Source organism: Pantoea sp. X-Soil-TKNS-1280 (assembly GCF_059730475.1).
In genome coordinates this window covers 129,957-147,910 of record NZ_AP035964.1, presented here as the reverse complement: position 1 = coordinate 147,910, position 17,954 = coordinate 129,957, and the positions used below count along the sequence as shown (strand labels likewise).

At 54.0% G+C, this 17,954-nt stretch carries 16 protein-coding genes; 9 read left to right on the top strand and 7 right to left on the bottom strand.

From position 1 onward, the window contains the following. Window positions 1-2: 2 nt before the first annotated feature. Window positions 3-893: a LysR family transcriptional regulator gene (locus AC6I8X_RS23935; RefSeq protein ID WP_313684419.1), complete on the bottom strand. Its 891-nt coding sequence runs from the start codon at window positions 891-893 to the stop codon at window positions 3-5. Between the two features lie 113 nt (window positions 894-1,006). On the opposite strand from AC6I8X_RS23935, the gene AC6I8X_RS23930 reads away from it, so the two are divergent. Beyond that, window positions 1,007-2,449, top strand: a complete 1,443-nt coding sequence (locus AC6I8X_RS23930) for a coniferyl aldehyde dehydrogenase (RefSeq protein WP_313684429.1) — start codon at window positions 1,007-1,009, stop codon at window positions 2,447-2,449. Between the two features lie 26 nt (window positions 2,450-2,475). Further along, window positions 2,476-3,159, top strand: coding sequence for a type 1 glutamine amidotransferase domain-containing protein (locus AC6I8X_RS23925; RefSeq protein ID WP_313684418.1), 684 nt, complete (start codon window positions 2,476-2,478; stop codon window positions 3,157-3,159). Between the two features lie 38 nt (window positions 3,160-3,197). Here the strand turns inward: AC6I8X_RS23925 and AC6I8X_RS23920 are convergent, their stop codons facing one another. Further along, window positions 3,198-4,397, bottom strand: coding sequence for an MFS transporter (locus AC6I8X_RS23920; protein ID WP_497841639.1), 1,200 nt, complete (start codon window positions 4,395-4,397; stop codon window positions 3,198-3,200). A 280-nt stretch (window positions 4,398-4,677) separates the two neighbouring features. On the opposite strand from AC6I8X_RS23920, the gene AC6I8X_RS23915 reads away from it, so the two are divergent. Together AC6I8X_RS23915 and AC6I8X_RS23910 are read left to right on the top strand one after the other, a co-directional pair. Next, window positions 4,678-5,634, top strand: coding sequence for an AraC family transcriptional regulator (locus AC6I8X_RS23915; protein WP_313684415.1), 957 nt, complete (start codon window positions 4,678-4,680; stop codon window positions 5,632-5,634). Window positions 5,635-5,799: 165 nt separating this feature from the next. Then, window positions 5,800-7,155, top strand: coding sequence for an MFS transporter (locus tag AC6I8X_RS23910; protein ID WP_497841638.1), 1,356 nt, complete (start codon window positions 5,800-5,802; stop codon window positions 7,153-7,155). A 43-nt stretch (window positions 7,156-7,198) separates the two neighbouring features. Here the strand turns inward: AC6I8X_RS23910 and pptA are convergent, their stop codons facing one another. Continuing rightward, window positions 7,199-7,429: a tautomerase PptA gene (gene pptA, locus AC6I8X_RS23905; RefSeq protein WP_084879355.1), complete on the bottom strand. Its 231-nt coding sequence runs from the start codon at window positions 7,427-7,429 to the stop codon at window positions 7,199-7,201. Window positions 7,430-7,630: 201 nt separating this feature from the next. Between pptA and AC6I8X_RS23900 the strand changes: the two genes are divergently transcribed. Then, complete coding sequence (locus AC6I8X_RS23900; protein WP_299454169.1) at window positions 7,631-8,524, top strand: LysR family transcriptional regulator; 894 nt, start codon at window positions 7,631-7,633, stop codon at window positions 8,522-8,524. A 54-nt stretch (window positions 8,525-8,578) separates the two neighbouring features. Here AC6I8X_RS23900 and AC6I8X_RS23895 read toward each other — a convergent pair whose 3' ends face one another. Genes AC6I8X_RS23895 through AC6I8X_RS23885 form a run of 3 tightly spaced genes read right to left on the bottom strand, consistent with a single transcriptional unit; the run spans window position 8,579 to window position 12,667 of the window. Further along, complete coding sequence (locus AC6I8X_RS23895; protein WP_313684409.1) at window positions 8,579-9,925, bottom strand: c-type cytochrome; 1,347 nt, start codon at window positions 9,923-9,925, stop codon at window positions 8,579-8,581. Between the two features lie 28 nt (window positions 9,926-9,953). Next, window positions 9,954-12,212 (bottom strand): xanthine dehydrogenase family protein molybdopterin-binding subunit, encoded by a 2,259-nt coding sequence (locus AC6I8X_RS23890; RefSeq protein WP_497841637.1) that lies wholly within the window; start codon window positions 12,210-12,212, stop codon window positions 9,954-9,956. Continuing rightward, window positions 12,209-12,667, bottom strand: coding sequence for a (2Fe-2S)-binding protein (locus AC6I8X_RS23885; protein WP_497841636.1), 459 nt, complete (start codon window positions 12,665-12,667; stop codon window positions 12,209-12,211). The genes AC6I8X_RS23890 and AC6I8X_RS23885 overlap by 4 nt, the downstream gene beginning before the upstream one ends. Before the next feature lie 462 nt (window positions 12,668-13,129). Here AC6I8X_RS23885 and AC6I8X_RS23880 point away from each other — a divergent pair, with 462 nt between their 5' ends. Continuing rightward, window positions 13,130-14,365, top strand: coding sequence for an OprD family outer membrane porin (locus tag AC6I8X_RS23880; RefSeq protein WP_497841685.1), 1,236 nt, complete (start codon window positions 13,130-13,132; stop codon window positions 14,363-14,365). Between the two features lie 235 nt (window positions 14,366-14,600). Further along, complete coding sequence (locus AC6I8X_RS23875; RefSeq protein ID WP_497841635.1) at window positions 14,601-15,194, top strand: flavodoxin; 594 nt, start codon at window positions 14,601-14,603, stop codon at window positions 15,192-15,194. 22 nt (window positions 15,195-15,216) lie between these two features. Here the strand turns inward: AC6I8X_RS23875 and AC6I8X_RS23870 are convergent, their stop codons facing one another. Further along, entirely contained in the window at window positions 15,217-15,672 is a 456-nt protein-coding gene (locus AC6I8X_RS23870; protein ID WP_313684399.1) for a hypothetical protein, read from the bottom strand. 195 nt (window positions 15,673-15,867) lie between these two features. On the opposite strand from AC6I8X_RS23870, the gene AC6I8X_RS23865 reads away from it, so the two are divergent. After that, window positions 15,868-16,545: a heavy metal response regulator transcription factor gene (locus tag AC6I8X_RS23865; protein WP_313684397.1), complete on the top strand. Its 678-nt coding sequence runs from the start codon at window positions 15,868-15,870 to the stop codon at window positions 16,543-16,545. Window positions 16,546-16,554: 9 nt separating this feature from the next. Next, a complete protein-coding gene (locus AC6I8X_RS23860) occupies window positions 16,555-17,940 on the top strand; it encodes a heavy metal sensor histidine kinase (RefSeq protein WP_497841684.1) in 1,386 nt (461 codons plus the stop codon). The last annotated feature ends 14 nt before the right edge of the window (window positions 17,941-17,954 follow it).

Here is a 17,954-nt window from a genome sequence, read left to right as displayed (position 1 = left end):
CCTCAATTTGCCCGGTTCAGCCGCCAGACCAGGGTTTGCCGGGCATGGGCAATCCTTGGTTGTCGCAGTGCGCTGGGCAGCCAGACCAGGTTATAACGTATTTCGGTATCTCCCACGGGGGCGTGCAGAGCGACCAACTCGCCGTTGTCGATATGCTGCTGGCACAAAAACAGCGGCATCACTGACCAGCCAAATCCCTGCAGCAGCAGGCTACGCAGACCCCGTAAATCCTGGCCGACCAGCGCAGGCAACAGGGTTTGGTATTTGATGCGATTTTTATCCAGCCAGTGATCGATCAGCGAAAGTTCAAGGTTATACGCCAGCAGCGGCTCCTGCAGCAGGCCCGCCGCACAATCGTGGTGGGTATGGATCCGCTGCGCCACTTCAGGGGCGGCTACTGCCACTACCTTATCGCTAAAGATAACTTCCCCTTTGAGACGGCTATCGGTCACCGGATGCGCGGTAATCCCCAGATCACAGTGACCTTCAATGACCATTTGCGCCACCAGCGGACCATCACCGGTATGCATATGTACCCGGATACCGCTTTCCAGCAACGGTAACAGCTCCCCGGCCAGTTTATCCGCCATAAAATCGGCATGGCCGATAATCTGCAAAGTACCGCTGACATCCATCGAACGCGCCCTGGCCGAAGCGAGTGCCGATTCGGCGGTGTCGAGGGAGTTGCCAATATCCGCCGCCAAATCCTCCGCCGCTGGCGTGGGCATGACCCCTTGTGGCTGGCGTTCAAATAACGGCCGTCCGATCGCCACCTCGAGGCCGCTGATGTGCTGAGATACCGCAGGTTGCGTCAGGTTCAGCGCTCTGGCCGCGCCGGAAATTGATCGCTGACGGTAAACTTCCATAAAGGTGCGCAAACGAACCAGTGACATACGTCCCCATAAATTAATTTATACCCCCACGAAAATAGCCTTGTTAGCCGCGGAAATCCAGCGCGGTTAAGCTTGTCGCATCTTAAGTAAACGCATTCAGACAGGAAAAGATGATGAACAACGCTCCCCATGATCAACAGCTGCAGCACATCCTGCAAACGATGAAGAATGCCCATTTGCAGGCGGGTCCGGCTTCAGCTGAATTACGTCGTGATCGCCTGATGCGTAGCATCGCGCTGATCCGTGATAACCATGCTGCCATCAGCGCCGCGATCAGTGCTGATTTCGGCCATCGCAGCCTGTACCAGACCATGGCTGCCGACCTGGTCACCACCATCAATATGCTGCAACATTCCGCCGATAATCTGGCGCAATGGATGGAACCGGAAGCAGCCGAAGTACCGGTCCCGGGTATGCAGGCATGGATTGCACCGCAACCGCTTGGCGTGGTGGGCATCATCAGTCCGTGGAATTTCCCCATCAACCTCGCTTTCGGTCCGCTGGCAGGCGTATTTGCCGCCGGTAATACGGCGATGCTGAAACCCTCGGAGCTGACGCCAAAAACCTCCGAACTGCTGGCTGAACTGGTCGCGCGTTATTTCGACCCGCAGGAGCTGACCGTAGTATTGGGTGATGCCGATGTCGGACAGGCGTTTAGCCGCTTACCTTTCGACCATTTGGTGTTCACCGGCAGCACCGCTGTGGGTAAACATGTGATGCGCGCTGCCGCAGAAAACCTGGTGCCGGTGACGCTGGAGCTGGGCGGTAAATCGCCGGTGGTGCTGGATGTGGATGCCGATGCCGCACTGGCCGCAGCCAGAACCATGACCATTAAAACCTTTAACGCCGGGCAGATCTGTATTTCACCGGATTATCTGTTGCTGCCGCCGCAGGCTGAAGCCACATTTGTCACCGCAGCCCGCAACTTTATGCGTCAGGCATTTCCGACTGTCCAGGCGAATCCGGATTACACGGCAATCATCAGCGATCGTCATTATCAGCGCCTGCTTGCGCTGCTTGACGATGCGAAAAGCAAAGGCGCACGGGTGGTCAGCCTGGCACCTGAGGGTGAGCCGGATTTCGATGCCCGCAGCAGAAAAATCGCGCCGCATCTGGTGCTCGATGTCAGCGAAGAGATGCTTATCATGCAGGAAGAGATCTTTGGTCCGCTGTTACCGATGAAAACCTATGCGACCTCAGCCAGTGAAGCCATTGCTTACATCAATGCGCATCCGCGTCCGCTGGCTGCCTACTATTTTGGTCACGATCCACTGCGTCAACAGCAGATGGCACAACAAACAACATCTGGTGCACTGGTCATCAATGATGTCATGACTCATGCTTCTCTCGACAGTTTACCGTTCGGTGGCGTCGGTGCATCAGGTATCGGCGCTTACCACGGCATTCACGGTTTCCGCCGTTTCAGCCATGCCAAACCGGTGGTGATTCAGGACGAGGCGGGAACCACAAACCTGCGGCTACGTGCGCCTTATCAGGAAAAAACGGCCATCATCGCCTCAATGCTTGATCAGTCATTCCAGACCCAACAGCAGTAATTCACTACGTAACCTGAGGATTTATCATGAAAGTGTTAATGGTACTGACGTCACACGCAGAACTGGGCAATACCGGTAAGAAAACCGGATTCTGGCTGGAAGAATTTGCCGCACCTTACTACGTGTTTAAAGATGCAGGTGCAGAGATTGTGTTGGCCTCTCCGGCAGGTGGGCAGCCACCGCTGGATCCGAAAAGCGACCTGCCTGATTTTCAGACCGCAATGACCGACCGTTTCAAAGCCGACCCGGCGGCGCAGCAGGCGCTGGCGACTACCGTGAAGCTGGACACCGTTGACCAGGCGGCGTTTGACACCGTGTTTTATCCTGGTGGTCACGGTCCGCTGTGGGATCTGGCGGAGTCGGCCACATCCATTCAGTTGATTGAGTCTTTTGAACGCTCAGGTAAACCGATTGGCTTCGTTTGTCATGCACCGGGCGCACTGCGCCATGTCAAAGCCGCCAATGGCGAGCCGTTAGTGAAAGGTAAGCAGGTCACCGGTTTTACCAACAGCGAAGAAGCGGCGGTGGAACTGACGGATGTGGTGCCGTTCCTGATTGAAGATGTGTTTATCGCCCAGGGCGCTAAGTACCAGAAAGGTGCCGACTGGATGCCGTTTGTGGTGGAAGATGGCAATCTGGTCACCGGACAAAACCCGGCCAGCTCCGAAGATGTCGCCAAACGTCTGCTGAGCAAACTGGCTGGCAAGTAATCGCCACCCGCAATCCTGAGAAGGATTGCGGGCTGTTTTTATGCTAATACCGTCAGCCGCTTACGCTGTACCAGCCATATCAGCAACGCGCAGCCTGTCAGGACCATCTCTCCCACGGTAATCCCTGACCAGCCACCCAGTTGCCACAGCGTGCCTGCCAGAGAAGAACCGATCGCCCCACCGATGAAGTTGCTGACCACAAACGCCGTATTCAGACGGCTCCTTGCCGTGACATCCACCGCGAATAATCGCGTCTGATTGAGTACATTGGTGGCCTGAATGGCGATATCCAGCAATAACACCGCAGCCAGAATGGCAAAGATGGAGGAACCCCCGACATCAGCAACGATCAGGGACACCATCACCAGCAGCAGCGCCCCACCTGTCGCACCGGCTGACCAACCACGATCGTGTAGTCGCCCGGCACGTCGTGCGGCCAGCGCACCAGCCAGCCCCACAAGGCCGACCAGGCCAATCTGGCTGGCACTGTAACCGTAGGGAGCCGAGCTGAGTAAAAAAGTGAGCCCGGTCCAGAATAGCGTGAAGACTGAAAACCCAATGGCACCCAGGACCAGCGTAACCTGCACGGTAGGATGCTGACGCACGACCGTGATAATAGAACCCAGCAGTTGCGGGTAAGAACCCGCTGCGCGTTTTTGATCGGCTGGCAAAGACCGTAACAGAATCAGGGCCAGAGTCAGCGTCATCAGCGCCGCGAGAACATAAATCGCACGCCAGCCGAAGGCATCGGCCACCAGGCCGCTGACCGTGCGCGAAGCCAGAATGCCGGTCAGAACACCTGAAACCACGGTGCCAACGATTTTGCCGCGCTGGTGATCCGCCGCCAGATCGCCCGCTAACGGAATCAGTAACTGGCCCGTCACCGTGGTGAGACCCACAAAAAACAGTGAAGCCAGCAGGAAGCTAAACGTGGGTGCGAAAGCACAGGCAATTAACGCCAGGGCGGATACCGCCATAATGGCGGGAATCAGGCGGCGGCGATCGTGGCTATCTCCCAGCGGAACCAGTAACAGCACACCTAACGCATAGCCAATCTGCGTCAGGGTGACCAGCAATCCAGCATGGCTATAAGAAATGTGAAATGCGTTGCCAATGTAGTCGAGCAGAGGTTGCACCCAGTAAAGGTTTCCTACCGCTATCCCCCCGGCGATTGAGAATAATAAGGTCAGGCTTTTGGTCATTCCCACAGAGTGAGAGGCATGTGCCGCTTTGGCCACGTTTTCTCCTTTTATTTTGCGTTGCTTGATTATTGGGGCTGGAGCCGGAAATGCGTGTGGAGTGATTACGATGTGATGAGCACGGAACAACACTATCACTGAAAATGACTGGCGAGTCTTTTTAGCAAAATGTTAGCGCAAAATGAACCGCGTAAAGGTGAATAGTGTTATGAGCGAAAATCATAGATGCAGATGATAAAAACGCAATAAATTGCGCCGCTACAGAATCGGGACGTTAACAGATACTATTAACCCTTACCCGCTATATTGTGAGCGTTTTATGGACCCGTTATCCGATGTGCTTCAGCTATTGTCCGCCCAAAGCTATATCACCACCGGACAAACTACCGGAGCATGCTGGTCGATGTGCTATCCCGGATTTTCCGGGATGAAGTTTATGGCGGTGCGTAAAGGAAAAATCTGGTTCCGTCTGGTAGCTGAAGATCACTGGCGTGCGCTTGCTGCCGGTGACGGGGTGATTATCACCCGTTCTGCACCATTCATCATGGCCTCCGATCCTGCCCTTACCCCGGTCGCGTCCGCCACCGTGCCCTATGTCAGAAAAAATGGCCTCGCCGATTACGGTGGTGACGACAGCCTGCTACTGGCGGGGAAAATGGAGATCGATCCGGTCTCCGCAGAGCAGTTGCTGGATCTGCTGCCGTTGGTGATTCCATTGCACGCCGACTCGGAGTCCTCCTCTACGCTCAGCTGGCTGATGACCCGGCTGCATGCCGAAAGCCAGTCTCACCGCCCGGGTTCCGCCGTCGCCGGGAACCATCTGATGCATCTGGTGATGATTGAAGGTATCCGCACCTGGGTGCTCTCTGAAGAGGCGCAGTTGCAGGGCTGGATGGGGGCGTTGCGCGACTCGCGCATTATGCGTGCAATTACCGCCATTCACGCCGAACCGGCAAAAAACTGGCATCTGATGGAACTGGCGAATATCGCCGGGATGTCACGCGCCGGGTTTGCGCGTCGGTTCAGCGAAACCACCGGCACCTCCCCGCTGAATTATGTCACGCACTGGCGCATGCAGATTGCCAGCAAAGCCCTCAGACTGAGTGCCGAGCCGATCAAGCAACTGGCTTTTCGCCTGGGCTATGCCTCCGAAAGCACCTTCAGCACCGTCTTCAGGCGCGTTTACGGGTTACCGCCGTCAGCACATCGGCTGGCAAAACAGGACGGTCCGCTGCAGCGTCTGGCCCCTTTCGCTGGCAATGAAGGCGCAAAATGAGATTCTCACGAAACAAATATAGATTTTAGATTATTAAAAATCTCAACCCACCTCTGTAACATACACTCCAGATACCAAACTGCTCAGTGGTTCCGCCTGCAACTTATACATTCATCAGTACGGTAGCGACCTACAGCCGTGGGTCCGCACCTCTTTGGAATAAACATGCATATAAAAAACTCCACTCAGGACAAGCTGTTCACCACAGCGGTGTGTCTGGGTTTCGTTCTGGTCCAGCTTGATGTCAGCATCGTTAACGTCGGGCTGGAAACCCTGCGACAGAATTTCCATGCCGGGATCGCTGACCTCGAATGGGTGATTAATACTTATTCCCTGCTTTTTGCCTCGCTGCTGCTGGGTGCCGGTACGCTGGGCGATCGCTTTGGTGTCAGGAATATCTTTGTCACTGGCATTTTAATCTTTATCGCCGCGTCGCTAAGCTGTGCCTTTGCGCCCAGCATCTACTGGCTGGATATCGCACGCGGCATTCAGGGGGTGGGCGCTGCCCTGCTGGTCCCCAGTTCGTTGACGCTGCTGCGTCAGTATTTCGCTGATGGCAAGGCCCGTGCCGGGGCGATCGCCCTGTGGGCGGCGTCAGGCAGTTTTGCGCTGGCTGCAGGCCCGGTCGCGGGTGGTTTTCTGATTAAACTGCTGGGCTGGAAAAGTATTTTCCTGATCAATGTGCCAGTTGGTTTGCTAAGCGTATTTTTTACCCTGCGCTTTGCCCCGGTCAGCCCGCGCTTTAACCGGAAAATTAAGATTGTCAGCCAGACGCTGATTATTCTGGCGCTTGGGCTGCTGACTTTTGCTCTGACAGAATCCGGACGCTTCGGTTGGGATAGCCATATCACTTTATTGTCTTTGCTGGCCGGGCTGCTCGCGCTGGCGCTATTTATTCGTGGCGAGAAAAAGTCGGCCGATCCGGTTCTGCTGCCATCGGTGTTGGGTAACAGGCTTATCCTCAGCGGGGTAGTTATCGGTTTTCTTTGCAATATGGTGTTTTATGGTGCCGTGTTCATTTTCAGTATTTTTTTCCAGAGTGATCTGAAACTCACCGCTTTGCAGGCTGGCCTGGCTTTTCTGCCAATGATGCTGTGTACCGCGCTGGTGAATTTCAGCAGTGGCAGATTGGGGCGATTGTTTCGTCTGCGCGGGTTATCGTCTGTGGGTAGCCTGGTCAGTTTTGTCGGTTTCGGCCTGCTGTTATTGATTAAACAGGACTGGGGAACCTATCAGCTGTTTATCCCGATGATGCTCCTGGGTGCCGGAACATCTCTGGCAATGCCCGGTGTGGCTAACCTGATTTTTTCTCAGGCGACACATGAGGAAGCCGGATCGGCGTCAGCCCTGTTTTCCTGCGCACGGCAGATGGGAGGGGTGATGGGCGTTGCGGTGTTCGGCCTGATTATCAGTGCCAGTGGTGATGAAAACCTGATTGGCGGCCTGAAAATGGTGGCGGCAACCGCCATGCTGATGACGCTGATTTGGTTAACCATCAGCAGAACGCGCTTACCGGCGTAAATAGTATGACACAGGCCGGAAGGCGATTCCGGCCTGCATAAACTTAGTATTGGTAACCTGGTTTTTTAATTAACTCAGCTAAATGCGGTTTGATGATGGTGTCATAAACGTCACCCTTCCATTTTTCGGATGGAATTTCATTCAGTGCAACGGATACCGCATCGTCAGTGGTGCCCAGATGTTTTACCAGCGCAGCGGTAATATCATCAGCCAACGCTGCAAGCTGCTGTTCCGTCAGGTTACGTGGCAAACATTTAATATCTACATGTGGCATTTTTTATCCTTACGGGTGATTTGTACTGAATTTTACTTTACCTGTCGGAGAGTTCCCCGGAAAATGAACCCAATCCCGCCCGGATTGTGTTCATAACCTCCCCTTCGTCTGTGTCTTACCGCTCTACTCTTAACCTTATCTGACAGGTTAACTTCTGACTATGGTGTAAAAACAGGATGTAATGATGAAGGAATTTCATTAATGTCGCGCGATAACCTAAATGATCTGGTGGCCTTCATCACGGTAGCCCGCGAGCAAAGTTTTACCCGCGCAGCGGCAACACTGGGCGTTTCCCAGTCGGCCCTCAGCCATTCCATGAAGGCGCTGGAATCCAGACTGGGATTGCGCCTTCTCACTCGTACCACCCGCCGCGTCTCGCCCACAGAAGCGGGGGAGCGTTTATTACAGGCACTCGGTCCGAAGCTGGATGAAATCAAAAATGAGCTGGATGCGGTACTCGACCTGCGGGATAACCCGACCGGCGTGGTGCGCGTAACCGCGACTGATTATGCGATCACCTATCTGGTCTGGCCGAAACTGGAAAAATTCCTGCCTGACTATCCGGATATCCAGGTAGAACTGATCACCGATTATGGGCTGACCGATATTGTTGCCGGCCGCTTTGACGCCGGGATCCGGCTGGGAGAGACCGTTGCTCAGGGCATGATCTCGGTAAGAATCAGTGACGATGTCCGTTTTGCCGTGGTGGGTTCGCCTGACTATTTTCAACGTTATCCCACCCCGCTCCATCCACGCGATCTGGTAGCACATCGCTGTATTAATCTTCGCCTGCCGACGCATGGCGGCTTATATGCCTGGGAGTTTGAAAAAGAGGGGGAAGAGCTACGCGTCAGGGTTGAGGGCCAGACCGTTTTCAACAATATCTTCCATGTACTCGATGCATCGGTGAGTGGTTTTGGCCTGGCGCATGTACCGGAAGATCTTGCAGCCCCACTGATCGCCGAGGGAAAACTGGTGCGGGTGCTGGAAGACTGGTGTCCTTACTGGGATGGCTACCATCTCTACTATCCAAGCCGCCGGGCACCCTCCCGCGCCTTTACCCTGATGGTGGATGCGCTGCGCTATCGACGGTAGTATTGCGTGACCCCGTCTTACAAGACGGGGTCACTCTACAGCGATCCTCTGTACTTAGCGCATTTGCAAAATAATCACATCACTGCTGGCCGGATCGGTGCGCTGACGCAAATCATGCACATCTTTTTCGCTCACCGGCGCGCCGGTATTCCCCCAGGAAGAGCGGATAAAACTCAGCACATCCGCCATTTCTTTATCGGACAGCTGTTTGCGGAACGGCGGCATACGATAAGCATCCGGCATGCCATTCGCCACCACGCGTGCCGAGCCATTCAGCGTCACATTGATTGCCGACGATTGATCCACCAGCATGGAGGTCGCCCCGGCCAGCGGCGGGATCCACGGTGCCTGTCCACGACCATCCGCACCATGACAGTTGCTGCAACGGGCCATAAAGGTCTGTGCCCCTGGGGTGCTGAGTCTTGCCGGCAGGCTCAGTTTGTTGATCGAATCACCATCATATTTCCATGCCTGAGGTTGGTTGTTGCTGCCCGCAGGTAAGGACTTCAGATAATGTGCGATAGCTTTAAGATCGTCATCGCTCATGTATTGCGTCGAGTTATTAAACACATCCGCCATCGAACCAAACACCACACCATGCTGATTACGTCCGGTTTTCAGGAACTGATACAGGTCGTCTTCACTCCAGCGCGCCAGCCCGGTATTGATGTCCCCGCGCAGACTCGGGGCATACCAGCCATCCAGCGCTGCACCGGCGACAAAATGCGGGCTGTCGGCATCGAGACCTTTTTCATTAAAGGCCAGACCACGCGGCGTATGGCAGCTGCCACAGTGACCCGGTCCCTCGACCAGATAAGCGCCGCGATTCCACTGCGCATCCTGGCCGGACTTTGGCTGCCAGGGACCATTAACGGTAAACACACTATTCCAGAAGGCCAGTGGCCAACGCATATTTAACGGCCACGGAATATCACTGGGTTTATTGGGTTGATTGACCGGCTTAACCGCGTATTTGAACCAGGCGTAAAGCGCGGCAACGTCCTCATCACTCAGTTTGGCATAGGAAGGATAAGGCATCGCCGGGTAGAGACGATGCCCATCGCGTGCAACGCCATGCCGTACCGCCCGGCTAAATTCGGTCAGGGTATATTCACCGATGCCCGTTTCCTTATCCGGGGTGATGTTGGTTGAATAAATATTGCCGACCGGTGTCGCCATTTTTAACCCGCCCGCAAACGGCGCGCCATCTGGCACACTGTGGCAGGCAACACAGTCACTTAATCGGGCAACATATTCCCCCTGTTTCAGCCATTCTGCCGATGGGGGATCCATCGACTTACTCACTGCGATGTTATCTGTCGGGGTACGCATTACCCACGCCACAACGCCCAGGATAACGATCAATAAAGCGAACACCACACTGATACTGCGCTTGGTCATATTGTTATTCTCCGGCTTCAGTTCAGGATTACGCGAAGTTGTGGCGTGATAGCGGCATGCTGCGGACACGCTGACCGGTGAGCCTGAACACCGCATTGGCGACAGCCGGGGGAATAGCCGGAAGTGGCGGTTCGCCAATCCCTCCCATTTTTTCACCACTGGCAACAATCCTGACGTGGACATTGGCCATACCTGAAGGCGGCAGAATCGGGTACATATCGTAATTACGGGCGACGGGTTTGCCCTGTTCATAGACGCTTTCTTCCAGCAGCACCTGGGATAATCCCAGCGCGACGGCACTGTTCACCTGTGCCTCCACAATCGCCGGGTTAATGATGCTGCCGGGATCAATCGCCTCCCAGACTTCATGGACTTTTACCCTGCCATCGACAATCGACACTTCAGCGATGGCGGCAGCCTGAGTACCAAAAGGAGAGGCCATCGCGATACCCCGCGCACGTTTCGAACCATCAGCAGCGTCATAGGGGCCGGGTTTCCAGCCACCGGAGAGTTCAACTACGGCATTGAGCAAATTGGTCAGCCGTTGATTGCCTTGTAAAAGATGCAGGCGCAATTCAAACGGATCTTTTTTTCCGGCAACGGCAATCTCATCGAGGAAGCTTTCGTAGAGAAAATCATTCATCGAGTTGCCTACCGAGCGCCAGTAACCCAGCATCACCGGCCCTTTTTTGTAAATCTGGGCAATACGGCGATGCGGAATATCATAGGCTTTGCCGGTCAATCCCTCGATGGCGCTGGGATCCAGTTTGGCACCACGTTTACCGACGATGCCCTCGGTAGGGCCTTCGGTAATACTGACCACCTCAAGCGCCACCGGATAACCCGCCTCATCAAGCCCGGCCTGAAAACGGACGGCAGCCATCGGGCGATGGGTGTCTCGTAAGAACTCCTCTTCACGGCTCCAGATCACTTTCACAGGACGCCCGACCGCCTTCGCCAGTTCAATTGCCTGGGGATATACCATCGCCGTGTCATAGACAAAGTGTCTGCCGAAAAAGCCCCCTAACAGCGGCGAATGGATGAAAATCTTTTCGGGCGGCAGACCGGTGCGTTTTGCGGCGTCCGCCTGGAACATTTCCGGAGCCTGGTTAGGCAGCCACAGTTCGAGGGTGCCGTCAGCGTTAAAACGCGCCAGGGCAGAGGGTGGCTCTAATTGCGCATGGTTCAGATACTGCGAATGATACGTGGCTTGCAGCGTGCTGTGGGCGCTAGCTAATGCCTGGCTGACATTGCCTTTAGTCTCGGCATCGTCACCCTTACCCGGTTCATTCGCGAGTGCCTGTGCATGTTGGTCTGAGGAGAAATCCGCTGGCATATAACGCTCACGAGCCGACTCATCGGGTTCATTCCAGCTGACCTGTAAGGCTTCAGCGGCTCGCTTAGCGTGCCACCAGCGCTCGGCGACCACCGCTACGGCTCCCGGTAAGCGATGCACCGAATGAACGCCTTTCATACCTGAAACCTGTTCTTCGTTACGGATCTCCCCCACCGTCAAACCGAGGCGCGGTGCATGCTGAACCGCTGCCTGCAACATGCCTTCCACCTTACAATCAATGCTATAGATTGCCTGGCCGGTTGATTTTGCATGTATATCAAGACGCGGGACGGGTTTGCCAATCCAGCGGAATTGTGCCGGATCTTTCAATTTAATCGTGTCTGACGCAGGTACGGGCAGATCCATGGCACGCGCGGCCAGCTCACCATAGGAGAGGGACTTGCCGGATGTCGGATCGATCACTTTACCCGGTTCCGTGATCAGCGAACTTAGCGGCACCGCGAGTTCTGCGGCGGCGGCCTGGAGTAACATGTGGCGTGCCAGCGCGCCAAGGCGGCGCATGGTGTCGTAACTCATGCGCACCGACATACTACCCCCGGTGATGCGTCTGCCGCCCTCCATCACTTTGTAATCGTTACCTGCTGGCGCATTTTCGACAATGAACAGCGAGGGGTCAGCATCCAGCTCCTCCCCCACGATTTGCGCCATGCCGGTGAAGATACCCTGCCCGCCTTCAACAAATGGGGAAAGGAAACGGATGCTGTTGTCGGGACGAATTTCCAGGAAGGCGGGTACGCGCGTCCCGGCAGCGACGGTCGCGTTAGCATCCTGCGCCCGCGCCTCGCCGAGCGGCAGGCCAAAACCCAAGACAAACGCCCCCGCCACGGTTCCGGCCGAGGCAAGGAGGAAACGTCTGCGTGAGAGATTGGTCGCCTCTCCCTCTGTCATTTGTGCCAACGAGGCGGTGAAGATGTCCGCAGAGAATTTCATGCTTCACCCTCCTGTGCGGCAACCTCATGGATGGCCGCTTTGATAGCGTTATACGTGCCGCAGCGACACAGGTTGACCATCGCCGCGGCAATCTCCTCATCAGAAGGATGCGCAACCTGTTTCAATAACGCCGTCGCCGCAATCACCTGCCCTGACTGACAATACCCGCACTGCGGAACCTGGTGCTTTATCCAGGAGGCCACCACGCGCTTGCCAACCTCGTCGCTTTCAATCGCCTCAATGGTAGTAATCTGCTTACCGGCCAGCTTATCTATCGGCGTGACACAGGAACGGACCAGTTGCCCGTCAACCATCACCGAACAGGCTCCACATTGCGAAAGGCCACAACCGTATTTCGTCCCGGTCATCGCCAGATCATCACGAATTACCCAGAGCAACGGGGTATCGGCGTCTGCATCGACCTGAACCGTCTGATTATTGATAAAAAGTTCCATAGCTCTCCAGTAGTTTGCTTCAATTGTTATTATGAAAACGATGCGACAAACATCACTGCAAAATTCCGGCTGTTTAATGTCAGCCAGTCATGACAGGTGGGACATGCAGAGGGTACGGGTGGTGGTATTTAATTTACGTAATGCACGAAATAATTGTAGCCATGAGTAAAATGGCTTTGTAGCGTTATTGCCTGATATCAGTTATGAGTGATTTTAATTAATATCGCCACATCTCCGGCCATTTGAACGTACGAATTATAGACTCTCCACATCATTACATCCCGCCAGGAAAAGATTTAATGCCGTTAAAATCGCATAAATCGATAAAAATGAGGCACTTTCGGCCACGCATTCGATGGTAATATCCCGCGCGCAGTCTTTCGCATTAACAGAATAATATTGATTTTTTAAGGCAGACATAACGTGAAAAAGATCTTCAAACTTTCACTGGTAGCATCATTAATGGGTCTCTCGGGAATGGCCGCTGCGGCGCAGCAGGATTCCAACGGTTTCCTCGACGATAGCCATCTGGATGTGTTGTTACGCAATGCGTACATCAACAGGAATTATAAAGACGACGGCATTCGCACTCGCCGCGAGTGGGGACAAGGCATCATCGCCAATTTCTCCTCTGGATTCACTCAGGGACCGGTCGGATTTGGCGTCGATGGTCTGGCGCAGTATGCGGTTCGACTGGATGGCGGCCGTGGTCGTAGTGGCGCAGGCGGCATCGATTTCTTTGCCCAGGATAACGATGGCAAAGCAAAGTCAGATTTGGCTAAATTCGGTGCCACGGCAAAAATGCGCTTCTCCAACACCGTGCTCAGCTACGGTACACAGCGCCCGGTTCTGCCAATCCTGACCGCCGATGATTCGCGCCTGTTGGATGAAACCTATACCGGTTTCATGATCAACTCGCAGGAAGTTGCCGGATTAAACGTTTCAGCTGGCTATTTCACCGATGAACAGCAGAAAAGTGACGACAGCCATAATACCGGCCTAAAATCCCTGAGCTTTGCCGGTGCCAGTTATCAATTTACCGATCAGCTGAGTGGTGCGTTTTACGCGTCAAATGTTGAAGACGTGATTAACAAGCAATATCTCGGCCTGAATTACAAAGCGCCAATTGCGGCTAATCAATCCTTTGGCCTGGATTTCAACGGTTATAACTCACGCCTGAGCCAGGAATATGCCGATCAGCTCGACACTGGCCGCAGTAATACCATCTGGAGCCTGGCGGCCAGCTATACCTTCGATATCCATACCTTCAAAGTTGCTTATCAGCAAAGCAGCGGTAGCACCGGTTACCATTATGGCGGATACCGTAATCAGGGTGGCGTAGGCGATGGCGGCAACACCATCTGGCTGGCGAACTCTTACTGGTCTGATTTTAATGGTGAAGACGAGCGTTCATGGCAGGTGGCTTACTCCATCGATCTGAGCGGTGTCGGTATCAATGGTCTGAGCTATGACGTTGCTTATGTCCGTGGTGACAATATCAAAACCGCAGCGACCGATAATGGTCACGAGCACGAATTCTTCAACCAGCTGCAGTATAAAGTGCCGGATGGTGCCGCGAAGGACCTGAAAGTGAGACTGCGCTTCTCTTCACTGCGCGTCTCATCTGATGCTTCTGACTATAATGTCGGCGGTAATGAAGTCCGCGTATTTGTTGAATATCCGTTCTCAATTCTTTGATTAAAAAATGGCAGCTTATCGCTGCCATTATCATAACCGCACGATTCCGGAGCTGCGCGATTTATCGCGCAATTCTGAGTACGGTGTAAACCCCGCGCAATAAATTGCGCCGCTACAGCCTGATAACCCCTATGAATCCCGCTCATCAATCATGCCGCAAAAGGTGTATTTTTTCGGGCCTGTTAAGCTTTAAGGTTGCCCTGAACTGAATAAATACCTTGCTGCCGGAGGCAGTATGAACGATGAATTTAACCTCAGCCGCCGGGCATTGTTTCCCTTCCTGACCGGTGTTTCCCTGCTGGCGCAGGACGCTGTGGCGCAGCCCCTGACCGGTTCGATCCTTTCCGGCCAGTCAGATACGCTGGTGGCCTGGCATTCCCGCAGCGGCAATACGCGGGTGATTGCCGGTATTATTCAACGCGCCCTTAAGTCTGACCAATATGAAATTCTCCCCCAGCAACCCTATCCTGCTGATTACCTGGAAATGGTTGAACAGGCGAGCAACGAGAGAAAAAGCGGCTTTAATCCCCCCTTACTGAATAATCTGGCCGACCTGAAAAAATATAAAACGGTCTATCTTGGTTATCCTATCTGGGGTATGAGTCTGCCTTCTATCGTGCGCTTCTTTTTAGTTCGCCATGATTTTTCTGGAATAAATATCATCCCTTTTATCACTCATGGCGGGTATGGCATTGGCGATAGTGTTGATATTGTGACGAAATCCACCGCAGGCGCGACTATTTCAGCGCCTTTTATTATGCAGGCCGATCAGGAGCGTCAGACAATGGAAAAAACCCTGGGCTGGCTGGTTGATGTGCAACATAAATAACACCGCCGGTATCGGGAGAGGATTATTGGCCCTGCTCCCATTGTCGCAGGTCATGATCCGTCAGCGTGGTGGATTTGAATTTTTCCCAGGAGTGACAAAGCATTGCCCATTTCTCTTTTCGGGCGGGCAGCATCTCCCCGAGTTGGTCCGCCGTATCGCTTATACAGGGGGGAGAGGCCTGCAGGCTGGCGTTATTGTGTATCGCCTTGTCCCATTTGTTCGCAGTCCCCAGCTCAGCAGCAACGGTATAGTCAAACAGCGCACGGAATGTCAGGATCGCGCCCAATGCCTGGGAACGTTGCCGATTAATGGGTTGCATTATTTTTACCAGCTGCGAAAACTCTTCCCCTGGTTGCACATTATTAAGAGAACGCAAAGCGGGATGCAGCGGCCAGAGAATGATCGCAATTTCATTACGCGTATCTTCTGGCCAGTTTTCAAGCCATAACAACAATTTGTCTAACGGCGTTTTACTCATATTAATTCGTCACAGTTTATTTTTCGGCGGGATGTTAATTGATGCGTGGCAAAATATAATCCCTATTCTCTGCCCGCGCAACATTATCACCATGGCTATTTTCCTGACAAAATTGTCAGAAAAATGTCAGCGACCAGACCGGATAAAATAATATAATGCCGCTGCAATTAATTATGAAAGGTAGCTCCAACGATCATGAAAATACTTCTGGTAGAAGATGAGGCGAAAACCTCCGCCTTCATCGCCACCGCGCTCAGAGAACAGGGATTGATCGCTGACATCGCTACCGACGGCAGAGACGGGCTGTTTATGGCAACCGAGTATGATTATGACGCCATTGTGCTGGATGTCATGCTGCCGATTATTGATGGCTATGCGCTGCTCGAAACCCTGAGAAAAAGCAAAAGAACCCCGGTGTTAATGCTGTCGGCGCGCGGATCGCTGGATGAACGCCTGCGTGGTTTACGCCTCGGTGCCGACGACTATCTGCCCAAACCCTTTTCACTGGCCGAGCTGGTTGCCCGCTTGCAGGCGCTGTTACGCCGCAGCGCCATTGACACCATTGACATCGCCCATATCCAGATCCACGACCTGACGCTTGACCTGCTGGCACGACGGGTAAGCCGTAATGGCAGCCGGATCGATCTTACCCAGAAAGAATTCGCCCTGCTGAGTTTGCTGGCGCGTAACCAGGGCCAGGTGCTGTCCAAAATGATGATTGCCGAGCAGGTGTGGGATATGAATTTTGACAGCGACGCTAACGTGGTCGAAGTGGCCGTCAAGCGCCTCAGAACCAAAGTCGACACCCCTTTCAGCGTCAAACTGCTACATACCGTGCGGGGAATGGGCTATGTCCTCGAATCAAGGGAATAATCCAGGGTGCTGAACAAGTTCAGAAAATCGATTTCGGGCCGACTGGCGCTGATGTTTGCCATCGTCACCATCAGCCTTGCGCTGGCTTACGCCATCTGCCTCCGGGTAACATTGCGTGAATCGCTGGATAAGCAGATGCATAACGAGCTGCTGTTTCGCTACTCCCTGATGGAGCCGCTGATCGTCTCCCGTGCATCGGTGTATGACTGGCAGGTGCTCAAGAATAAATTCATCAATCTTGCCACCTCTGAAGGGGGCCGTGCCCGTTACTGGATTATCAGCGCTAACCCGTTCTATCAGCTGGGCGGCCCTGTTCCGCAGGGTATCGATTTGCCGACCCTGAAAGATGGTTTCAGTCAATTTCCCAGTGAAAACCCGGATGAATGTCCGTTATTTGTGCTGGTACGCACGCTGCCTGCCCGTGAAGGGCGTCCTGAACTGCGTTATATCGTCGCCATTGACTCGACGCCCTATATGGGAACGCTGGACGAATTCACCCGCGTGCTGATGTTTATCACCACGGCAGGTGTATTGATGGTTGCTGTACTGGGATACGCAATTTCCCGCCTGGGCATGAAACCAGTGAAAGAACTCAGCGAGCAGGCTCATCAGCTTATCCCCGGCAGGAAAAGCCAGCGGCTTGACCCGCGCCCATTGCCGGAAGAGTTACATACGCTCGCCGATTCCTTTAATGGCGTGCTGGCACGACAGGAGCGGGCATGGGAGCAACTGGAAAGTTTCAATGCGGATGTGGCTCATGAGCTGCGAACCCCGCTGACCAACCTGATTGCGCAAACGCAGCTGGCCCTTTCGCGTGATCGCTCATCAGAACAGCTCCAGAATATGCTGGGATCAAACCTGGAAGAACTGGAGAGAATGTCATCCATTATCAATGACATGTTATTTTTGTCTCACGCCCAGACCGGGAAATTTTCGCCGCAGCGGGCCGACATGTCGCTTGGGGAAGAAGCCAGTAAAACAGCTGAATATCTGGAGTCGGTGCTTGCCGACCGGCAGCTTACCATTACCATCAATGGTGATGCGAAAGTGCTGGCGGATCGCCGGCTTATCACTCGTGCGCTGGCCAATCTGCTGAGCAATTGCGCGCGCTACGCTGTCGTCGGTAGCACCGTCCTGATTACTATCCACAGCGATAATCGTGTCGCCAACGTCGCCGTAGCAAATCAGGGTGACCCGATTGATCCTCGCCATCTGGACCGTTTGTTTGAGCGGTTTTATCGGGTCGATAGCGCCAGAACACAAAGCAGTACCAACCACGGGCTGGGACTGTCGATTGTTAAAGCCATTGCCCAGGTTCATGGCGGAGAAGTATTTGCGACCAGCGCCGAAGGCCTGAATACTTTTGGTTTTTCCCTTTCCATTAAATCATCCTGACGATTCTGACAGCA

What these genes read in the sequence shown, in the direction of transcription:
- AC6I8X_RS23880 (WP_497841685.1), top strand. Translation starts at nt 13,130, where the DNA reads ATGGGTCTCTCGGGAATGGCCGCTGCGGCGCAGCAGGATTCCAACGGT.
- AC6I8X_RS23890 (WP_497841637.1), bottom strand. Translation starts at nt 12,212, where the DNA reads ATGAAATTCTCTGCGGACATCTTCACCGCCTCGTTGGCACAAATGACA.
- AC6I8X_RS23870 (WP_313684399.1), bottom strand. Translation starts at nt 15,672, where the DNA reads ATGAGTAAAACGCCGTTAGACAAATTGTTGTTATGGCTTGAAAACTGG.
- AC6I8X_RS23900 (WP_299454169.1), top strand. Translation starts at nt 7,631, where the DNA reads ATGTCGCGCGATAACCTAAATGATCTGGTGGCCTTCATCACGGTAGCC.
- AC6I8X_RS23930 (WP_313684429.1), top strand. Translation starts at nt 1,007, where the DNA reads ATGAACAACGCTCCCCATGATCAACAGCTGCAGCACATCCTGCAAACG.
- AC6I8X_RS23865 (WP_313684397.1), top strand. Translation starts at nt 15,868, where the DNA reads ATGAAAATACTTCTGGTAGAAGATGAGGCGAAAACCTCCGCCTTCATC.
- AC6I8X_RS23910 (WP_497841638.1), top strand. Translation starts at nt 5,800, where the DNA reads ATGCATATAAAAAACTCCACTCAGGACAAGCTGTTCACCACAGCGGTG.
- AC6I8X_RS23875 (WP_497841635.1), top strand. Translation starts at nt 14,601, where the DNA reads ATGAACGATGAATTTAACCTCAGCCGCCGGGCATTGTTTCCCTTCCTG.
- pptA (WP_084879355.1), bottom strand. Translation starts at nt 7,429, where the DNA reads ATGCCACATGTAGATATTAAATGTTTGCCACGTAACCTGACGGAACAG.
- AC6I8X_RS23935 (WP_313684419.1), bottom strand. Translation starts at nt 893, where the DNA reads ATGTCACTGGTTCGTTTGCGCACCTTTATGGAAGTTTACCGTCAGCGA.
- AC6I8X_RS23925 (WP_313684418.1), top strand. Translation starts at nt 2,476, where the DNA reads ATGAAAGTGTTAATGGTACTGACGTCACACGCAGAACTGGGCAATACC.
- AC6I8X_RS23915 (WP_313684415.1), top strand. Translation starts at nt 4,678, where the DNA reads ATGGACCCGTTATCCGATGTGCTTCAGCTATTGTCCGCCCAAAGCTAT.
- AC6I8X_RS23895 (WP_313684409.1), bottom strand. Translation starts at nt 9,925, where the DNA reads ATGACCAAGCGCAGTATCAGTGTGGTGTTCGCTTTATTGATCGTTATC.
- AC6I8X_RS23885 (WP_497841636.1), bottom strand. Translation starts at nt 12,667, where the DNA reads ATGGAACTTTTTATCAATAATCAGACGGTTCAGGTCGATGCAGACGCC.